This window comes from Schwartzia succinivorans DSM 10502, from assembly GCF_900129225.1.
Classification (GTDB): Bacteria; Bacillota; Negativicutes; order Selenomonadales; family Selenomonadaceae; genus Schwartzia; species Schwartzia succinivorans.
In genome coordinates, this window is sequence record NZ_FQUG01000007.1 from 66,596 (window position 1) to 85,701 (window position 19,106).

General features: G+C 46.2%; 15 protein-coding genes. 6 read left to right on the plus strand and 9 right to left on the minus strand.

Annotated features, from left to right (window positions below; translation table 11 throughout):
* Positions 1–8 precede the first annotated feature (8 nt).
* From cobN to BUA83_RS09270, 7 genes are all read right to left on the minus strand, one after another.
* A complete protein-coding gene (cobN, locus tag BUA83_RS09240; protein ID WP_072935966.1) occupies positions 9–3,722 on the minus strand; it encodes a cobaltochelatase subunit CobN in 3,714 nt (1,237 codons plus the stop codon).
* Between the two features lie 361 nt (positions 3,723–4,083).
* Positions 4,084–4,845, minus strand: a complete 762-nt coding sequence (locus BUA83_RS09245) for an alpha/beta hydrolase family protein (protein ID WP_072935967.1) — start codon at positions 4,843–4,845, stop codon at positions 4,084–4,086.
* Between the two features lie 25 nt (positions 4,846–4,870).
* Positions 4,871–5,353 (minus strand): methylated-DNA--[protein]-cysteine S-methyltransferase, encoded by a 483-nt coding sequence (locus tag BUA83_RS09250; RefSeq protein ID WP_072935968.1) that lies wholly within the window; start codon positions 5,351–5,353, stop codon positions 4,871–4,873.
* On the minus strand, positions 5,350–5,754 hold the full coding sequence (locus BUA83_RS09255; RefSeq protein WP_072935969.1) for a VOC family protein: 405 nt from the start codon (positions 5,752–5,754) through the stop codon (positions 5,350–5,352). Before BUA83_RS09255 ends, BUA83_RS09250 begins: the two co-directional genes overlap by 4 nt.
* A gap of 21 nt (positions 5,755–5,775) precedes the next feature.
* Positions 5,776–6,384 (minus strand): DUF4234 domain-containing protein, encoded by a 609-nt coding sequence (locus BUA83_RS09260; RefSeq protein WP_072935970.1) that lies wholly within the window; start codon positions 6,382–6,384, stop codon positions 5,776–5,778.
* A gap of 153 nt (positions 6,385–6,537) precedes the next feature.
* Positions 6,538–9,288, minus strand: coding sequence for a transporter substrate-binding domain-containing protein (locus BUA83_RS09265; protein ID WP_072935971.1), 2,751 nt, complete (start codon positions 9,286–9,288; stop codon positions 6,538–6,540).
* Between the two features lie 263 nt (positions 9,289–9,551).
* Positions 9,552–10,007, minus strand: a complete 456-nt coding sequence (locus tag BUA83_RS09270; RefSeq protein ID WP_072935972.1) for a winged helix-turn-helix transcriptional regulator — start codon at positions 10,005–10,007, stop codon at positions 9,552–9,554.
* Between the two features lie 203 nt (positions 10,008–10,210).
* On the opposite strand from BUA83_RS09270, the gene BUA83_RS09275 reads away from it, so the two are divergent.
* Positions 10,211–11,371 (plus strand): MFS transporter, encoded by a 1,161-nt coding sequence (locus tag BUA83_RS09275; RefSeq protein ID WP_072935973.1) that lies wholly within the window; start codon positions 10,211–10,213, stop codon positions 11,369–11,371.
* A gap of 49 nt (positions 11,372–11,420) precedes the next feature.
* On the opposite strand, the gene BUA83_RS09280 is transcribed toward BUA83_RS09275, so the two are convergent.
* Both BUA83_RS09280 and BUA83_RS09285 read right to left on the minus strand, forming a co-directional pair.
* Positions 11,421–12,203, minus strand: coding sequence for a metallophosphoesterase (locus tag BUA83_RS09280; protein WP_072935974.1), 783 nt, complete (start codon positions 12,201–12,203; stop codon positions 11,421–11,423).
* Between the two features lie 29 nt (positions 12,204–12,232).
* A complete protein-coding gene (locus tag BUA83_RS09285; RefSeq protein ID WP_072935975.1) occupies positions 12,233–12,715 on the minus strand; it encodes a hypothetical protein in 483 nt (160 codons plus the stop codon).
* A 298-nt stretch (positions 12,716–13,013) separates the two neighbouring features.
* Here BUA83_RS09285 and BUA83_RS12680 point away from each other — a divergent pair, with 298 nt between their 5' ends.
* The 5 genes from BUA83_RS12680 to cydC all read left to right on the plus strand — a co-directional run bounded on the left by BUA83_RS12680 (position 13,014) and on the right by cydC (position 19,012).
* The gene (locus tag BUA83_RS12680; RefSeq protein ID WP_159430504.1) at positions 13,014–13,190 is read left to right on the plus strand and encodes a hypothetical protein; all 177 of its coding nucleotides are present in this window, start codon (positions 13,014–13,016) and stop codon (positions 13,188–13,190) included.
* Between the two features lie 199 nt (positions 13,191–13,389).
* Positions 13,390–14,772, plus strand: coding sequence for a cytochrome ubiquinol oxidase subunit I (locus tag BUA83_RS09290; RefSeq protein ID WP_072935976.1), 1,383 nt, complete (start codon positions 13,390–13,392; stop codon positions 14,770–14,772).
* Positions 14,772–15,785 carry a cytochrome d ubiquinol oxidase subunit II gene (gene cydB, locus BUA83_RS09295; protein WP_072935977.1) on the plus strand — a complete coding sequence of 338 codons (1,014 nt, stop codon included), beginning with the start codon at positions 14,772–14,774 and terminating at the stop codon, positions 15,783–15,785. The genes BUA83_RS09290 and cydB overlap by 1 nt, the downstream gene beginning before the upstream one ends.
* The gene (cydD, locus tag BUA83_RS09300) at positions 15,772–17,397 is read left to right on the plus strand and encodes a thiol reductant ABC exporter subunit CydD (protein WP_072935978.1); all 1,626 of its coding nucleotides are present in this window, start codon (positions 15,772–15,774) and stop codon (positions 17,395–17,397) included. Before cydB ends, cydD begins: the two co-directional genes overlap by 14 nt.
* The gene (gene cydC / locus BUA83_RS09305) at positions 17,390–19,012 is read left to right on the plus strand and encodes a thiol reductant ABC exporter subunit CydC (protein WP_072935979.1); all 1,623 of its coding nucleotides are present in this window, start codon (positions 17,390–17,392) and stop codon (positions 19,010–19,012) included. Before cydD ends, cydC begins: the two co-directional genes overlap by 8 nt.
* The last annotated feature ends 94 nt before the right edge of the window (positions 19,013–19,106 follow it).

A 19,106-nucleotide genomic window follows, 5' to 3' on the forward strand; every position in this document is an offset into this window, starting at 1 on the left:
TTCCTTTCTTAATCCTCGTCATCTTCCTCAAGCTCTCCTTCAACAGAAAGATAGAGCTCCTGAAGCTTTTCCTTTGTTTCGTCCTTTGCATCCCACATACCGCGCTGCTCCGCTTCCAAAAGCGTCTCAGCGATATTCTGAAGTGCCCAGGGATTGACCTTTTTCATCCATTTCTGTACCTTTTCATCAAAGGCGTACTTCTTCGCGTAATCCTCATACATCCAGTCCTCCATGACACTGCTTGTCGCATCCCACTGGAAGCTGATGTTGAGACGGTTCGCCATATCCATGGCACCCTTGTAGCCATGCTGCATGAGTCCTTCGATATATTTCGGATTAAGCGACTCCGAGCGCACAACCCTCTTCATTTCCTCGGCAACAGTCCGGATTTTCGGCTTGCCGCGGTTAGCGCTGTCGCCAACATATGAAATCGGAGCCTTGCCTCCAAAGCTCTTGATGGCCGCAACCATTCCCCCCTGGAAACCGTTGTAGTCATCGGAGCTCAAAATATTCATATCGTGGCTCTCAAGATTTTGGACCGTGAGCTCCGTCGTTGAAAGCCGTTTCTTGAAAAGCTCCGGCTGGAACTCGCCGCGTCGGCCGCCTCCAAATACATGTGCGCCCCAGCGTACATAGACGTCCGCCATATCCTTCTCGGATTCCCAGTTCTTCGAATCCAGCAGAAGATTAATGCCCGTGCCGTAGGTTCCCGGCGCATCGCCAAACACGCGGTACGCCGCGCTTCGCCACGCATCATCCGCAGACACTCCCGAAGCCTTCAAGGCCTCGCTGTCCTCGTTTATATGCTTTCTTACGAAATTATCCTCATCACTTTCATCAAGCTTTGCCACCATAAGAACAGCATTATCCATAAGCTCAGCAATCTGCGGCAGCGTATCACGGAACAGACCGCTTATGCGCGCTGTCACGTCTATGCGCGGGCGCTTAAGCTCATTCTTTGGAATGACCTCAAGTCCAATCACGCGAAGGCTGCCTCTCTGCCATACAGGGCGGACGCCCAGAAGATAGAAAAATTCCGCTATATCCTGTCCGCTGCTTCTCATGTTCGGGCCTGACCACAGCACCATTCCGATATTTTCCGGATAATTTCCCTGTTCAGTAATGTAACGTTCAATCATCTTATCCGCAAGCTTTTTGCCCGTCAGCCAGCCTGCTTCCGACGGGAGCGCTCTTGGATCTGCCGCGTAGAAATTTTTGCCCGACGGCAAAAGGTCCACACCGCCGGCGCTGGGCGAACCGGACTGCCCGGCAGGAACATATCCACCTGCCAGCGCATCTATTGTATGCTGCATTTCATCCGTGGCACGCATGAGCCGCGGCACAATTTCAGTAACAATAAACTCCGCAAGAGAGTGAAGCTTTTCCTTCCACTCTTCCTTTCCTTCGGAAACAATCGAAAGCTTCATTACATTTTCTGCCGCTTCCGGAGCGAAATCTTCCTCAGCAAGCGCAGCGACAAAAGCATGGCTTTCCGTACGGATGATATTCATGACCTCGCCTGCTGTCTTGCCAAGCGCATCAATGAATACATCGGGTGCTTTTTCAAGCTCCTCCTGCGTTGTCTCAAACTTCTCCGCCCAAAGATCCATCAGAGCAGGAATCTTACCGTTGGAAAGACGGAGAAGATGCTCCACCTCACTTACGAGAATTTCACCCTTTGGCGGCTGCCCCAAAACATGCAGTCCGACGTGAATCTCACTGTCCTGCAGATCCTCAATATAGGAATGAAGCTCGCGCAGATATTTCTCAAAGTCCATGCCTTCCTCATAGGGGACGGACTCGTCCATTTCAGCCTTTTGGGCAAGCTCCCTGATTTTATCCTCAAGCTCTGCCGCCTGACCGTCCTGACGGCTTTTGAAATGTGCATACTCGTCCATGAGCTTTTCAAGCTCGGCGATTTCATCAAAGGCCCCGGCATCTGCCGTAGGAGCAGGAAGATAACCAACAAGGCAGGCTCCCGAACGGCGCTTTGCGATTATGCCCTCGCCCGCAATCGTCATAAGGTACGGATAGATATTCGGCATCTCACCCATGGCGATATCCGGGTAGCTAGCTTCGTCAAGACCTACAGCCTTGCCCGGAAGCCACTCCACGTTGCCGTGGGTACCGAAATGAATAACAGCATCCGCTTTGAACACATTTCTCAGCCAGTAATAAAATGCCAGATACTGATGTGTCGGAGAAATCGACGGATCATGGTATACGCGCTGCGGGTCCATGCCATACTGGCGCGCAGGCTGCACAGTAAGGAAAACATTGCCATCCATAGTTCCCGGAATAAGAACATTGCCTTCATCAGAAAGCATTATGCTTCCAGGAGCCTCTCCCCACTGCTCCGTCATTTTTTCTTTTGCTTCCTCAGGAAGCGTATTGAAATATGTAATATATTCCTCAGCAGAGAGTTTTTCACACTCCTCAGCCTGTCGGTCAGTCATAAGGCTCAAATCATTTGTCGCATGCGACGTCATGAGCTTTATAAACTCCTCTGCGCTCTCCGGAATAAAATCCAGAGAATACCCTTCCTCCTTCATACGCTCGAGAAGAAGCCGCGCACTCTCCATGGTGTCAAGTCCCGACGCACTTCCGATGTTGTAATTCTTCGGAGGATAGTTATGAAAAATAAGCGCAATCTTCTTGTCCTCATTTTTCATTCTGTGGAGATGCGCCCACTTTCCAGCCTTTTTTATCATAGCGCGGATACGTTCAGGTATCGGACGGTAATTGATTGCGCCGTCCGGCATGACATATTTTGCCGAAATAGGAACTCCGTGAATAACACCATCCAGCTCAGGAAGCGCAGCGCCTATGGAGGTTTCCACCGCACTCATGCCCTCGCTGTTTTCCCTCCAGCTTTCCTCCGTTGTTAAAAGCGTATACGCAGAGAGCCATGGAACCCCATATTTTTTGAAGTCCTCTGCGGTCAGATTACCATTCCCGGTATGAGAAAATTTCATTGTTGTGATGACCGTATCGATTACAGGCACTCCATCCTTCATGAAATAAGAAGAAAGTACCTCGCGAAGCGTCATCATTCCGATTGAAGTATCCGCAACCTGATTCGTAAAGACAGGAATTACGTTATATCCCTGCGCCTCTGCCTCAGCTGTCAGCGCGTCTATGTAATCCAGATCCTCCCATATCCATTCGTCACGGTAAAAAAGAATACCGAAAGTTGGACGGTCGTTCCTGCAATACTTGCTGCGGTATTCATCGAGGTTTGTCATGCACAGCTCTTCCATCCCTGCATGATAAATTCCCGCCCAGCATATAGGCTTTGGCTCAGAGGCAGTCTCCACGCCATCGCAGTAAAGCGAGGCCGCATAAAGCCAAAAATTATTAAAGTTCGTACGGCCGGCATAAAAAGTGTACTCCTTGAGCCGTCTTGCAATCTCAGGTTCAATTCCCCAGGAAATGTCTTCCTTTACCGAATCCAAAAGAAACGGAATATTGTGCGCTTTCATGAAGCTCATGCACGATTCCCAAAAATCGGACTTCGTTACACTGTTTAGAAAACGCGCCACCACGAGCTTTGCTCCTGAAAGCTTTTTCTCCCAGCCAAAGCTCCACTCACTTGATTTCTCCATCTTGACCGGCATGCAGAGATCAGATATTTTCCCCTGCTCCTGCAGCATAAGACATGAATCCTTCATAGCCGCATATCTGCGTCCGTCATTTGTCAGATAAATAATCTTTACGTCCATACGAAAACCCTTTCCTATAAACAGTTTTCCAATCATTTTCTAATACATATACTGGTATGCCCATATAACAGAAATATAAAATCCCTTCCTATTATTTAAGAAGGGATTGAAAATTCATATTCATTTGTTTTATTACAATCGCGTTTCACTATAAAGCTCTTTTCTCTTGCAGACATAGCACAAAAGCAAATCCGCTCATTGGAAGTTTTAGTACCAATAAGCTTCAAAATATATCATATATGAAGGTTCTTCATTTTCATCGTATCACGCATAATAATCATTGTCAATTTTATCTATGCCTTTTATCCTAGATTATTTTGAAACACAAATAGATTTTTGACCTACCCTTTTAATACGCTTTTCATTCTTCCGGGGCAAAGAATTCGATAATCGTATGTATCGCAAAATCCATTGATTTTGGATTTGTGAGTATATGGTCGCCATTTTCGACAGGAATCAGCTCAATGACATTCTTATCGGCAAAGCTCACAGAATCCTCGAAAGGAACCTTCTCGTCCTTTGTTCCGTGAATAATGATTATATCGTCCGCATAATCAAAGTATTCGTAATTGCGGACATCGCTCTTTTTGAGTCCTTCCATGAAATCCCTATCTATTTTCATTTTGCGGTCAAAGCCCACAAGGATTTCCTTGCCCTTCTCCAGCTTCACACGGTCAGGCTCCGATATGTTATGCCCCATGATTTCATACATATCAGTTCCGGGGGCACGAAGGGCAATTTTCCTGAATGGATTTCCTATTTCCGCGATATATTTCAGCCCGAGGTAGCCGCCAAAGCTGGTGGCATAGAGGTAGATATCCTCAGTGTTAAACTCCTTTTTTGCGTACTCTGTCACGATCGTCAGATAGGTCATGCACTCGTCCAGCACCAGCTTTTTTCGTGCATCGTCACCATGACACGGCCAGTCAAAACAGATAACTGCATACTCCTTGTACTTAGAAGTCAACCTCTCGGCAAATTTTGCCGTGGAGCGGTTTTCTTTGTTACCACCAAAGCCGTGTGCTGAAATTACAATATGTTTTATCAACGAGATATCTTTATGATAACAGAGCTTACACCGCACGCTTAAACCCTGTTCATTGATATCAAAATGTTTTTCCATGTAGTTATCCTTCCAATTGTATATTTCAAATGCAGCCTGTCTGTTCCAGCCGCAGCAGTGCTTCCTTTCTCCATAGCCCTTCCGCGTATCCTGTAAGGCTTCCGTCCGAGCCTATGACACGATGGCACGGGATAATAAGACAGATGGGATTATGTCCGACAGCGCCGCCCGCAGCCTGGGCAGACATTCTGGTCTTTCCCATGCGCCGCGCAGCCTCAGAAGCCACCGCTCCGTACGTAACCGTTTCCCCGTATGGGATTGTTCGCAGAATATTCCATACGATGTTTCGAAACTCAGTCCCCTGCAAACGCAGTTCAGGCATGAAATCGGGGCTCTTGCCGGCAAAATAATCCATCAGCCAGCGTTTTGTTTCATCAAAAATTTTAGAATCCGATTCCGTCATTTCCCTCTCACTGTCGCGGGTAAACCAAAGCCCGGTAAGCGCCCCTTCCTCTGCCTCCATGGTGATTTTGCCGAGTGGGGATTCATAATATGCGTATACCGTCATTTTCCGTCTCCGGAATTTTCCCCATTTCCGTAAAAGCCAAGCTCAACGAGATTTCCATCGGGATCACGGAGATAAATACTCTGCATCGGCCCCTGTGATCCGTATCTCTGTACAATGTCCCGTTCCAATACCGCACCACGTGCCAAAAGCTCCTTCTTCACCTCATGAATGTCCCCATCCACGTTAATGCAGAAATCAAGGCTTCCCGAAAGCGGATATGACGCCGCAGGCTCAAATTCTGCGGCACGTGTGTGAATATTGATTTTCGATGCGCCCAGCCGTATGCTGTAACGTCCCTCGTATTCATCCACCGTAAGCCCCAGTATATCCCGATAAAAGTGAAGACATCTTTGAGGTGCTGTCGTCGTAAGCACAATATGGTCGATTTTTACTGCGTTCACAGGAACCACTCCCCTCTGTTATCACCGCTGCAATTCTATTTCTCCATTAGCCTGTCTGTCGGAAATATCATTCAACGAGTCCTGGAGAAAACCTAAAGTAAAAATATTTGTACGTAACAAAAACATAAGGACATATAAAATACGTGGACTTGGATTGCTTCGTTTATACACGAACCAAAGGAGCAGCGCCGCCAATCCTCCCTGAATTACGACATTGATAATGAAGGCCCAGAACAAAAGCATAAGTAAAAGATCAGGATTCATTTTGGCGTATTCATCATCAAATGACTGCAGGATAATCTGCAGCCCGGAAATGCCAATCGATACCAGTGTCATTATCACAATGACATTTCTATAGATTTTTTTCTCTACCACATCAAGAGCAAGCCCCATCCGATAACGCGCTTCTACAAGCTCGCCTCCGATTTTATAAATCCAGTAGTACATGTAAATGGAGCATGTAAGCACTGAAAACAGTACCGCCTTTCCTCCGCCGGCACACTGAGGCTTTCCTGATACCGCATGCACATCGTTCGTCACCTGCGCCATCCAGTAAAGCCCGTAAAGCCCGCAGGTCAAAAACGTAAATAAAATACGCAGCGTAATATCGTGCCGTTCAATTTTTTGCATTTATTTTCCTCCCGTCTGCTATCATGCAAGTTCATAATATCACGATAGAAAATTTTTCTCTACCCGAATACAGCAAATTGAAAAAGAGAGCTGACAGGAGTTACCGCCTTTCATCTCTCTTAAAAATCAAAATGCCATACCGCTTAATAAGACTTATCTGAACAATACCCTTGCGAGTTCACTCATTAGCAGCTTAACGTCTATTGGCTTTGCAATATGACCGTTCATGCCTGCATCAAAGGCATTGCGTTTGTCCTCTTCAAAGGCATTGGCAGTCATCGCAAGTATAGGGATATTGGCCTTTTCCACGTCATCCATCGCGCGAATAGTTCTGGCGGCTTCATAGCCGTCCATATTCGGCATCTGGATATCCATCAAAATCACATCATAGGTATGTGCAGGAGCCTCAGCCAGCATATTTACGCAAATATTTCCGTCTTCCGCACAGTCAATGTCGAATCCGGCTTCACCAAGAATTGCTTTTGCAATTTCCGCGTTAATCTCATTATCCTCAGCCAGCAGAATGCGTTTCCCCTTGAACTGCTCCGGGTTCACTTCAACTACTCCGGGCTGATGATCCGCTGCATTTTGCGCAATGCGGAGAGGAAACGTCACAATAAAGGTTGTGCCTACTCCTTTTTTGCTTTTGACCTCAATTGTTCCTTTCATGAACTCCACAAGCCGCTTTACAATAGGCATTCCCAGCCCGGTTCCCTCAATTTTATTGTGGGTGGTATTTTGCTCCCGTGAAAATTCCTCAAAAATATGTGGCAGGAAATCCTCCGACATTCCTATTCCGGTATCAGAAATTGTTGTACGGAAAACCGTCCAGCCTTCCTTTTCGGACGGAAGCTCATCCAGCTGAAAATGAACACTTCCTCCCACCCCGGTATATTTATTTGCATTTGAGAGGATATTGATGAATACCGCGTTTGTTTTCGTCGCATCACAGTAAACGTACTTTGTCTTGTTATTAAGATGCATTGTGTATTTTATTTCTTTCTCATCCATCAATTCCTGAAAAACCGAGAATACATTGTTCGCGAATTTTTCAACTTCCAGAGGCATTTCATCAAGCACAATGGTACCCTTTTCGATTCTTGCCATTTCAAGCACGTTATTTATGATGGACAGAAGAACACCGCTGGCATCTTTGATCTGCTCCAGATAATGGGCACGCATTTCAGGCTCGTCCTGATGTTTCTCCAAAAGGTCCCTGAAGCCCATGATTGCATTCATTGGCGTCCGGATATCATGAGACATATTGAAAAGGAAGGAAGTCTTTGCGCTGTTGGCCGCCTCAGCAGCTTCACGTGCTTTTTCAAGCTCCTTATTCAAAATCTGAGCTCTTTCTCTTGCCCTTACGCTGCGTATAAACATAATGCTTATAACAGCAATAATCGCAACCAGAATTGACAGCGTCAAAAGGAAATGCTCCCTGATATATCCCCACAGGCTGACCTTCCTGTCGACGTATGAATAACGACCAAGCCATGAGTATATATCCGCGTCCGAAAGTGTATTTGTCATACGCCCAAGGATAGAATACAGCATCACATTATCCTTGCGAACAGCAAACGCCAAATTTACTGTTTTTCCTGTAGAAACCGGAACAAGTCCGTTTCTTCCCACGGCTCCCATAAGTCTGTTCAGGCGATAATTGCTCACTAGGAAGCAGTCCGCTTTCCCATCTATGACAGCCTTGATGCAATCCTCCTCGGAGTCGCAAACAACTGTTTCCCACGTTGGAAAATCTTCGCTTATGACAGACTGCATCCATATATTGCCGGACTCGACAGCTGCCCGCTTTACTCCCAGCGGATTGAACTCCCCACGGCCCTTCATTCTGATAAGCGCTATAACCCCGGAGGTTCCAAAAGGCTCTGTTACGAGCGCCTTTTGTTCGTCGGCAGTGTGAAGATCCAGCGTAATAGGAAACACGCAGTCAATCTCGCCGTTATGAAGACCTTCCATTGCTGCTTCAAGTGTTTTATATGGCACCGGTTCGAATTCTACATGAGCATTCCTCATGCTTGTCGAAATCCGCTTCAGGCATTCATCCAGGAATCCCGTCAATTCACCTGTATTCTCATCCCTGTCGCAAAACGGCAGATAGTGCTCCCAATACCCGACACGGATTTTCCCGTGATAATCCAGCCATTCCGCTTCCCTCACCGGAAGAAAGCGAAAAGCATTTTCACTGCTGAGGTATTTTTCATTCAGCTGCTTAGTGTAATAACGGTTAAGACTCTGTATCTGATTCATCGCGGAATCAAGTTCCATATAAAGGTCCGAACGATTATTGCTTAATACAAAGTAAAACTGAGATGAGCCAACCATTGCTATCGGGTAGATGTTTTCGTTGTAAAGAGCAAAAGCCGGAACATTTACTATAGCATCAATTTCCCCATCAGAAAGCGCCTTAACGGCTTCCTTTCCTGTTCCATCAAGGTGAACGATTTCCGCATGAATATCATGCTCGTCAGCCCAGCTGATAAAGCATTTTTCCTGCACGCTTCCCCGGTTGATTCCGATTCGTTTTCCGTTAAGCGTGGAAAAATCATCCGGGTCTATATCCCTGCGGCCTGTATCAATATAGATAAAGTACTCCTCTATCCCCATCGGCTGTGAGGAGAAAATCATATCCGCGGCGCGTTTTTCTGTGAAAGACACATCTGACATAAGATCTATTTCGCCGCGCCGCAGCATATCCATCAGCTCTACCCAGGAGCCTGTGACGTACTCATACGACCAGCCTGTATAAGCCGCTATTTTCTTCTGGTACTCATAGGCATATCCTGTACGCCTGCCATTATTATCAATGTAGTTAAACGGAGAGTAATACCAGCCAACCCGTACCACCTTACCGGAGCCTTCGGAGGGCCGGTCCGGAGCTGCACACACACAAGTGCTTCCGAAAATGCTCACATATATAAAAAACAGTAAGAAAACAGCGTATAAAAATTTATTCGTCCTAAAATTGCTGCGCATAACTTTTCACACCCTAAAATCAGCATCTGTTTAATTTCTGCCTTAAGGCATTCCCCACATGTCTACAATACAACTTTTTAGAAGAAAAATCCTGCTAAAACACAATTTTTTTTTCTTTGTAAGAAAAAAACCGTTTTTCGCACTTCATTGTATTTAGTACGAAAAACGGTTTACAGTCAGGTGTCATCATTCATATTGATAAAATGCATACGAAGCTTTACTTTTTTCTTTGGGCTGTTGTCCTTTTTCAGCTCCTTAGAAAGGTCAGACAGCCTCTCCGCCGACTGAACTCTCTGCTGAATCTTTTGATTTGCCTCTGCGAACTCACTGGTGCAGGCACGACAGTATGTACCCCTGTCAATCAAAGCCCCGCATTTTTTGCACGGGTATTTTATCGCCGCCCCAAGGTCAACAAGATCGCCATGCTCACGGAGATATTTTATAAGCTTCATCGGAGCATTAAGTGCAGAGGCAATCTCTGCCACCGTGCAGCCGGGATGCTCCTGCACATATTGCAGAATCTTTTGCTTTGTTTCACTCTGCTCCTGCATGCAGTTGTTGCAGACGCCATAGCCTTTGTCGAGAAAAAGCTTATGACATACAGGGCAGTTTTTCAAAGTCGGTGCCGCCACTTTTATCTCCTCCGAAATTCAGACTGACTTCTTCCGGTTATCCGAACCTCCGCTTTTCCTAATCCTGCTTAAACAAACGTTTTCTTTTTTATAGCACATTTGCCTGCGTTTTGCAAATTACTTTTCAACACCAATGCGCATTTGCGGATTTTGTTTTATTATCCTTGACGGTGTAAAATATATATCAAAAGGAGACTGTCTATATGAACAAAAAATTCCTGTATTTCCTTGCGGCAGGACATCTCAGCGTCGATATAAATTCCGGCTCGCTCCCTGCTGTTCTGCCTTTTTTCGTAACAGAATACGGAATGGATTATACCGCAATCGCAGGTCTTATGTTTGCGTCCTCATTTTTGTCCTCGGTCATTCAGCCGATTTTCGGTTGGCTGGCAGACAGGGGCTCACGTCAATGGTTCATGGGGCTTGGTATACTGATGTCGGGGCTTTCCATGGCACTGACAGGATTTCTCTCTGACTACTGGGCAATTTTTGCAGCAGTTACTATGATGGGAATAGGCGGCGCGATTTTTCACCCTGAAGCTGCCCGTATGGTCAATGCCGTTTCCGGGGAAAACCGTGGTCAGGGTATGAGTATTTTCAGCGTTGGCGGCAACGGTGGCTTTGGATTCGGCCCGCTCCTCGCCGTCTTTCTGCTCTCCACATTTGGAATGAAGGGCACTGCTTTCTACGGCATAACAAGCCTGATTATGGGACTCACAATGCTCGTCCTAGCTCCACGTATACGCGCCGCTGCTGAGGAAGATAAAAAAACTGCCGGCGCGGAATCCAAAGAAGCAGGTACAAACGACTGGAGCGCCTTTTCGAAGCTTACCCTCGTCATACTGTTCCGCTCCACAGTATTTACATCTATCAGCAGTTTCCTTCCGCTGTACTGCATCATGGTTCTCGGCACATCTCATGCCGTCGGCAGCGCGACACTTTCAATAATTTCGATTTCCGGTGTTTTTGCCACTTTGGTCGGCGGCTGGTTCTCTGACCGCAAAGGATATGTTAAAACTCTCAGATACGGCTGCTGTCTCCTTGTTCCCTGTCTTGCAGTCGCTGTTTTTTCAGGCCATATATGGGCAGTTTACGCTATGCTGATTCCCATGAGCTTTGCAATGCAGGGTCCCTATGCGGCATTCGTTGTCCTTGGTCAGAGCTATCTCGCAAAAAGTATAGGCTTTGCCTCGGGCATTACCCTGGGACTCTCCTTCAGCGTTGGCGGCATCATCGTTCCTGTCCTTGGAAAGTATGCAGATACATACGGCATTTATTCTGTCATGGTGCTGGTGGTCATTATATCCGCAGCCGCGGCGGCTTCCACCTTTCTTCTTCCCAAACCCAAAAATACATGCAAATAGGCAAACAACAAAGGCGCATCGGAAAATATCGCTCCGATGCGCCGTATTTTTATTCCATTTTATCTTCGCTCTGCCAAAATTCCCCCGTCTTTACGTCCACGCAGCTGATGTGCCCGTCATACCGGAATGAACCGGTATCGCAGAGCCATATATGATTTTTCTGCAGTATCGGCGTCCCGTCGCTTTCCGCGCGGAGCCGCTGCACAGGAGTATGGCCCACTGCCACGGTCTGCTTCCCCGCATAACCGTTGTAAAAATCCCTGCGCACCCACAGCATTTCCTCTTTCTGCTTAAGATAAGGCTTTTTTAGGAATCCTGCATGTGTGAAAATAAAATCCCTTCCAACCACAGCAATCCGTTTAAGGCCTTTCACAAAGCCGAGCATTGACTCAAACTCTGCCGGACTTTTTTCGTACAGTCGGCGCAGCTGGTACAAAGTATCATCTCCGCCGTTCTCAAGCCATATTCCCTCCCTCGCTATAATATCCTCTATTCCATGCTCAACAAAGTGATCCAAAAGAAGGGATTCGTGATTCCCCCTGAGTGTGATTACATTTTGATATGTCTCTGAAATCGACTTTACCTCTGCAAGGCAGCGAAGACTCTCAGCTCCCCTGTCAATGTAATCGCCGAGAAAAACGAGAAGGTCTTCCTCCGGACGGTAATCCATCGCGTCAAAAAGAGAGCGCATTCTTTGGTACTCGCCGTGAATATCCCCGACCGCCAAAATGCGTCTGAAGCGGGAAATATCCGAAACAAAAGCAACGCCATCAAAGGAAGAAGGGTTTTCCTTTCCGAAAAGAAGCTCTATGCTGTCATATCCGCCAAGCATTCTCTCTTCTCCTTTCTATCGGAATCCGGTTATCGTGGAAACACTGTCCAAAGCACAAGGGCTACAGAAACCAAAAACTTACCTCCAAGTGACAGGAAAGAAATCCAGTTCAGTGATTCACCCGCCGAGCGAAGACTTTCTGCAAACTTCTCCTTGCTTTCCTTTGAATCCTTCGTATGGATTATATCATACAGGCTGTAAAGGTCGAGAACAGCATCCACAGCCAAAAATCCTACAGCCGCATAAAACAGCCAAAGCGTCCAGGGTGCAAATTCCACATGTCCTGCGGCAAGATAATATCCTCCAATATCCATAGCCAAAAAAACAGCAAAATATATAAGGAATTCCTTTCCGCTGAATTCATACGAGGTAAATTTTTCCATGAATTCAATTTCCTCAATTATTTCCTCGGCTTTTTCAGCCGCACCTTTCTCCTCGGCCTCTGAATCACGCATCATATAAAGCCCAAACCCGTTTACGCACATCCAAATAACAGCATAAAGCTGAATCATTCAACGTCCCTCTTTCGTTAACAAGACATTTGTCTTACATATCATCATTTTTTCCTATTCTTTCACACATCCTGTAATATATTAACACATCCTGTAAAAAATTTCCTTTCCTGAGGATGTAAAATATTATTTCAAAGATATTTTCGTAACATGTATCAGAAATAATGTCGACTCACATTTATTGCATCTTTTAAAGCTTATTATTATTAATCATATGGTATATAAAAAATATATTTTCAAATGGTGGTTTGCTTCATGAGATTTATGGTATAATCATTGAAAAAGGGAGGTGAAACGCATGGCAAACGAAATAACTCTTCGTGCACGCATCGCAACCCGCGTACACAACGCACTTAAAGAAGGCCCTATTACTATGATCGATAATACGGAAATCCAGGAAGCTATCTTCCAGGTCGCTATCGAAGCCGCTCTTGTCGCTGTTGAAGAATACGAAAAAGAGAAGGCACAGGCATGAAATAATTATTCGGATAAATACAAACGCGGCAGCGCCTGAGTACAAAAGATGAAAATGTTTTGCACTCAGGCGCTGTTTTTGCATATATGAGAAAATAAATTTCTATATAATTTAATCTTCATAAATTTATGATAGTATTGAATTAATAATAAATTTAGTTTCATAAATGTGCGGGCACGTCTAAGAAGGGAGTGTTTTTATGGACGTAGTATCCTTATCTCGATGGCAGTTTGCCATAACTACCGTCTACCACTTTTTGTTTGTTCCGGTTACCCTTGGACTGACTCTTTTTCTGGCACTTTTGGAAACATGTTATGTAACGACAAACCGAAGTCACTGGAAGGATTCCTGCAGAAAGCTCATTAAATTCTTCGGAAATATTTTTCTGATTAATTTCGCCATGGGCGTTGTGACAGGAATTGTTCAGGAATTTCATTTCGGCATGAACTGGTCCGAATACTCACGCTTCATGGGGGATATCTTCGGCGCTCCGCTGGCTATGGAAGCTCTTACCGCCTTTTTCCTCGAATCCACCTTCCTTGGAATATGGGTGTTCGGCTGGGATAAGCTGCCCGAAAAGCTTCACTGTGCCTGCATATGGCTCGTTGCTATCGGAAGCAATCTTTCATCGTTCTGGATTCTTGTAGCCAATTCTTTTATGCAGCACCCTGTAGGATATTCGATAGAAAACGGACGTGCCGTTATGACGGATTTTACTGCACTTATTACAAATCCGTACGTCATAGGTGAGCTCAGTCACACGATTTTTTCTGGAATAGCAACCGCCGGATTCCTGCTTCTTGTTATATGTGCCTGGAAGATTGCCCGTGATTATGCTTCACGCAATGCGTTCATGAAGATTTTAAAGGGTGTGTCCATATATTTATTTATCGGAATCATGGGAACTATGGGCACAGGGCACATGCACACACAGTATCTTGCTGAAGCACAGCCAATGAAGCTGTCCAGTATGGAAGCTCTCTGGGAAACAGAAAATCCTGCCCCCTTTGCCGTTGTCGCGGATATAAATCAGGATGCACGCAAAAACGACATGGAAATCAAAATACCCGGTATGTTTTCCTTTATGCTGTACAATAAACCGGAAGGAGCTGTTCAAGGCATAAATCAACTGCAGAAAGCGGCTGAGGCACAATACGGTCCTGGAAATTATACTCCTGATGTCAGCGGTCTTTTCTGGAGCTTCCGTTTAATGATTGCCTGTGGCAGTGCAATGGCAGGCATAGCTTTCATATTCGGAGGAATTTCCTTTGTAAAGCCGGAGCTTCTGGTTAGATTTAAGTGTCTTCTTGCAGCCATGCCGCTGCTGCTGCCGCTTCCCTTCCTCGCAAATTCCGCGGGCTGGTTCATCGCGGAAGCAGGACGTCAGCCCTGGATTGTAGTAGGTCTTCAGAAAACAGCAGATGCGGTTTCTCCTAATCTTACTCCCGGTAATGTACTTCTCACCATGACAGGCTTTACTCTTATTTACCTTATTTTGGCTGTAGCGGCATTTTACGCTGCCTGCCGCGTCATAAGGACAACTACCGTTCAATCCGCCGACCAGGAAAGGGGGAATTTGTGATGGATTACAATGTACTTTGGTTTATCCTCATAGCCGTTTTATTTACCGGTTTCTTCTTCCTTGAAGGGTTTGATTACGGTGTTGGAATACTTCTGCCATTTATAAGCGGCCGCGAAAAGGACCGCAGTCAGGTCATCTCCTCTATTGCTCCCGTATGGGACGGCAATGAGGTTTGGATGATAACCGCAGGCGGTGCCTTGTTTGCCGCGTTTCCTCATGTGTATGCCACCATGTTCAGCACATTTTATATTGCGCTGTTTCTCATGCTTATGGCGCTGATTCTTCGCGGCGCAGCCTTTGAGCTTCGTCATCACCATGAATCCCTGTTGTGGCAGCAGACATGGGACAAGGCTATTTTTATCGGGTCAGCGCTTCCCGCCCTGCTTTGGGGTGTGGCTATGACAGACCTTTTGATTGGTCTCCCTATAAGCAAGGATATGATTTATAAAGGAGCTTTTTTAGATTTACTCAGTCCGGCCTCAGTTGTTGGCGGCATCGCGTTTGTCAGCCTTTTCACCTTCCACGGGGCAAATTTCCTTGCCTTAAAGCTTGAAAAGGACCGCCTTCACCTCACTATTCAGAAGCTCGGGCTTATGGGCGGTAAAATTGCATTTATCAGCCTTGCACTGCTGACTTTGCTCATTCATCAAAAGGTAAATCTGGCACTCCACCCGATAACCGTGGTTCTTTTCCTGCTTGCACTTGTTTCGCTGCTTCTCGGGTACCTGAGCATGAAGCATCGGAATGAACTGCGCGCGTTTATTTTGACCGGCCTGAGTATTGTCTGTATTTCAGCAGGATTTTTCTCGGCGCTGTTCCCACGGCTTATGGTATCCAGCCTGAATCCTGACTGGAGCCTGACTATACGGAATGCCGCCTCTACTGAATACACCTTGTCCATAATGACGATAGCTGCGCTTTGTCTTGTCCCCGTTGTACTCATTTATCAGGGTTGGACATATTGGGTTTTCAGACATCGAATAAAGGCCGGCCAGGACCATGCGAATTACTGACGTTTTATACAATGAAAAGCAGGCAGTTTCCTTTCTCTGCCTGCTTCAGCTTTTTGTTTCCATATGCACCATAGGCGCAGCCTGGCAGCTCAGCCGGGTTGTTTGTGATGTATTCCTGCAGAATCTTTCACTGAACGCAGCAGCCCCCAATATAGGACTGCTGCTGTTTTTTCTGCTGACAAGGATTATTCTGCAGTATCTGCTCAACAACCGTCTGCATTCTTTTGCTTCCAGGCTTCAACTAAAAATACGAAAAAAGCTCCACCGCTGCCTCATAATGCAGGCAATCCCCAGTGACAGGCTTCAGCTGCTGGCAGTTGAGACCACCGATGCTTTGGATAAAATAAGCAGCAGTATATTGCCACAGCTTCTTTCAATCCTTGTTTTAATGCCGCTGATTCTTATTCTTATCTTTGTTACAGACCTGCAGTCTGCTGTGATTGTCCTGGTGACACTCCCCATTGCTCCAATACTTTTGGCTCTTATCGGGCATAAAACAAAATCCGCCACACTTGACCAGTGGAGAAAGCTTGCCCGGCTTACCGCATCCTTCAGGGATATGCTCGCAGGTATAATCACCATTAAAATCTTTCGTCAGGAAAAGACCAATGGCCAACGGCTCATGAAAAACAGCCGTGCATTTACCGATGCTTCAATGAAAGTGCTTCGAATAGCATTCATGTCAAGCTTTGCCCTTGAGCTCATCACTACTTTGACAATTGCTATTCTTTCTGTAAGCATTGGTCTGCGTCTGCTTTATGGTGAAACAGATTTCACCACAGCCTTTTTCCTGCTGCTCCTTCTCCCGGAATTTTATCGGCCGCTGCGTCAGGGCGGCACAGCCTTTCATGCTGCCGCAGATGTAAGCACAGCCAGGAAAGCCCTTCAGGAAACAATTGATGTCTCTGACGTATCTTCAGGGCAGCACACTGATGATACCCTTCAAATCCCTCCTGATATAACAATTCAGGGGCTTTCCTTCACATACCCCGATGCGCCGCTTCCTGTACTGCATAATATCAATCTTTTTTTCCCTGCCCAAAATATTACCTGTATCTGTGGAACAAGCGGCATCGGGAAAACTACCCTTCTGAAATTGCTCGCCGGGCTTCTGCCTGCAGATAATGGCTGCATATTGTTTAATGACAAAAATCTTGCCGGTTTCGCTCTTGAAAGCCGCCAAAAAATTATTACCTATGTCCCCCAGATGCCTCATATATTTCAAGGAACTCTCTCAGACAATATAAGCATGTTTGAACACGCCTCGGATAACGTTACTAAAATAAAAGAGATTTTAGCGTACACGGGGCTTTCACTCCCGTATAATACCGTTCTTGGTGCCGGTGGGCAAGCACTTTCCAATGGTCAGTGCCAACGTCTCGGCCTCGCCCGGGCATTTTATCAGGACCGTCCTGTAGTCCTTCTGGACGAACCCACAGCAGGGCTGGAGCCCGCGGAGGAACAGGAGCTCCTGGAAAAGCTCTCTGAATTCGCCCGCCGTAAAACCCTGATTGTCATATCGCACCGTGATGCGGTAAGAAAATGGGCAGACAGAGAAATACAACTTGAAGCTGTCATGTCTGCGCCCTCCTTGGAGGTGCGGTATGAGTAATCTGCTTGCCATAAAAAAACTCATTTCGCTGGCAGGTCTGTCAAAGCTGCTGCTCATGCTTTTCCTGGGATTCATTTCCGGGCTTGCAGGAATCTGCCTCATGGGTTCTGCCGCCTGGATTATAAGCTATGCCGCTCTTCATCCTCCCCTTTACGCTCTGACACTCGGTATTACCTGTGTGCGCTTCTTCGGAATAAGCCGTGCAGCCGCAAGATACCTGATGCGCCTTTTCTCTCATAGGCTGGCTTTCAGATGCTTCGAAAAGCTGCAGCTTATGATTTATACAAAAATGTGCCGCGAACTGCCTCTGAAAACCTCTCTTGCAAAACAGGGACAGTATATGCAGCAGCTCAGTAAAGACGCAGAGCTGCTGCGCGATTTTTACCTGCGCTGGCTTTTGCCTGTCTTAAGTACAGGCATGCTCACCCTTTGTCTGTGCCTTTGGCTTCATGAAATCTCTCCTGCTTCATCTGCGCTTGTGTGCTTTGTTTATGGTATTCATATAATATTACCTGTTATTAAAATAAATATGGTAAAGCGAAACGAGCCTGTAAATATTTACCGCGATACACTTACAGATGTCTCCGAAGGACGTGACGAGCTCATCATGTCCGGACAGCAAAACAGCTTCATGGCAAAGCTTGATAACGGAGCCGTCAGCTATGGGGAAGCCGCTAATGCACAGCAGTCGCAGCAGGAAATTACTTCCGCATGTCTCGATATCATCAGACAGATTTCTTTTGTTGTATACCTTTCTCTTCTGATTCAGGCAATTGGAAACGGCACCCTTGAACCGCGTTGGCTTGGTGTATGGATACTGCTGCTTTTGGGCCTTTACATCGACTTCGCGGAATTAACGGCTGCAGCCTTCCCCTTGCTCAACGCTGTAGAATCTGCTATGCGTATCTTAGATAAACCGCAGCAGGCAGACATCGTAGAGAGTTCTCCCTTGGACAGTTCTTCCGAACATATTCTCTCCGCTGAAAATATATCCTTTTCATATTCGAAAGGGTATCCTGTTTTCTCTACCATTTCCTTTAACCTTTCAAAGGGTGAATCCATGGCTGTACGCGGAGACAGCGGAAGCGGGAAAACTACTCTTGCAGAGCTTCTGTTAAAGTTATATCCGACGGATCATGGAGAAATAGCTCTGTTCGGTACACCCTACAGCAATCTTTCGGCTGATATTATTCGCAGTTATTTTTCTGCTTCCATCCAGCAGTGCCACATATTTTCCGATTCCATCCGTGATAACTTCACACGTCTGCACCCCGGCATAACAGATGAAAAAATATGGCAGGCACTGGATACTGCATGCCTTGGCAATGACGTAAGAATAATGCCGATGAAGCTGGACGAGCCAATGGGTGAAAACGGCAGCCGCCTTTCAGGCGGTCAGAGAAACCGCCTGCTGACGGCACTGGCAATAGCCAGTGATGCTCCCTGTCTTATTCTGGATGAACCAACTGACGGCCTCGATAAAATCACGGGTGCCCGGCTGATTGAAAATGTTATTTCGCATATACAGCAAAACGGGAAAACTCTTATTCTGATAACCCATGACGTAGAAGCCGCCTCCAAATTACCACGGGAATTATTGCTGTCGCAGCCATAAAAAACAGCCCTCCGCAGAAAATCTGCTTCAGGCTGTTTTTTATTTGCTCTCATTATAATGCCTTAAATCAAAGTTTGCCACAGGCAAACTTTCC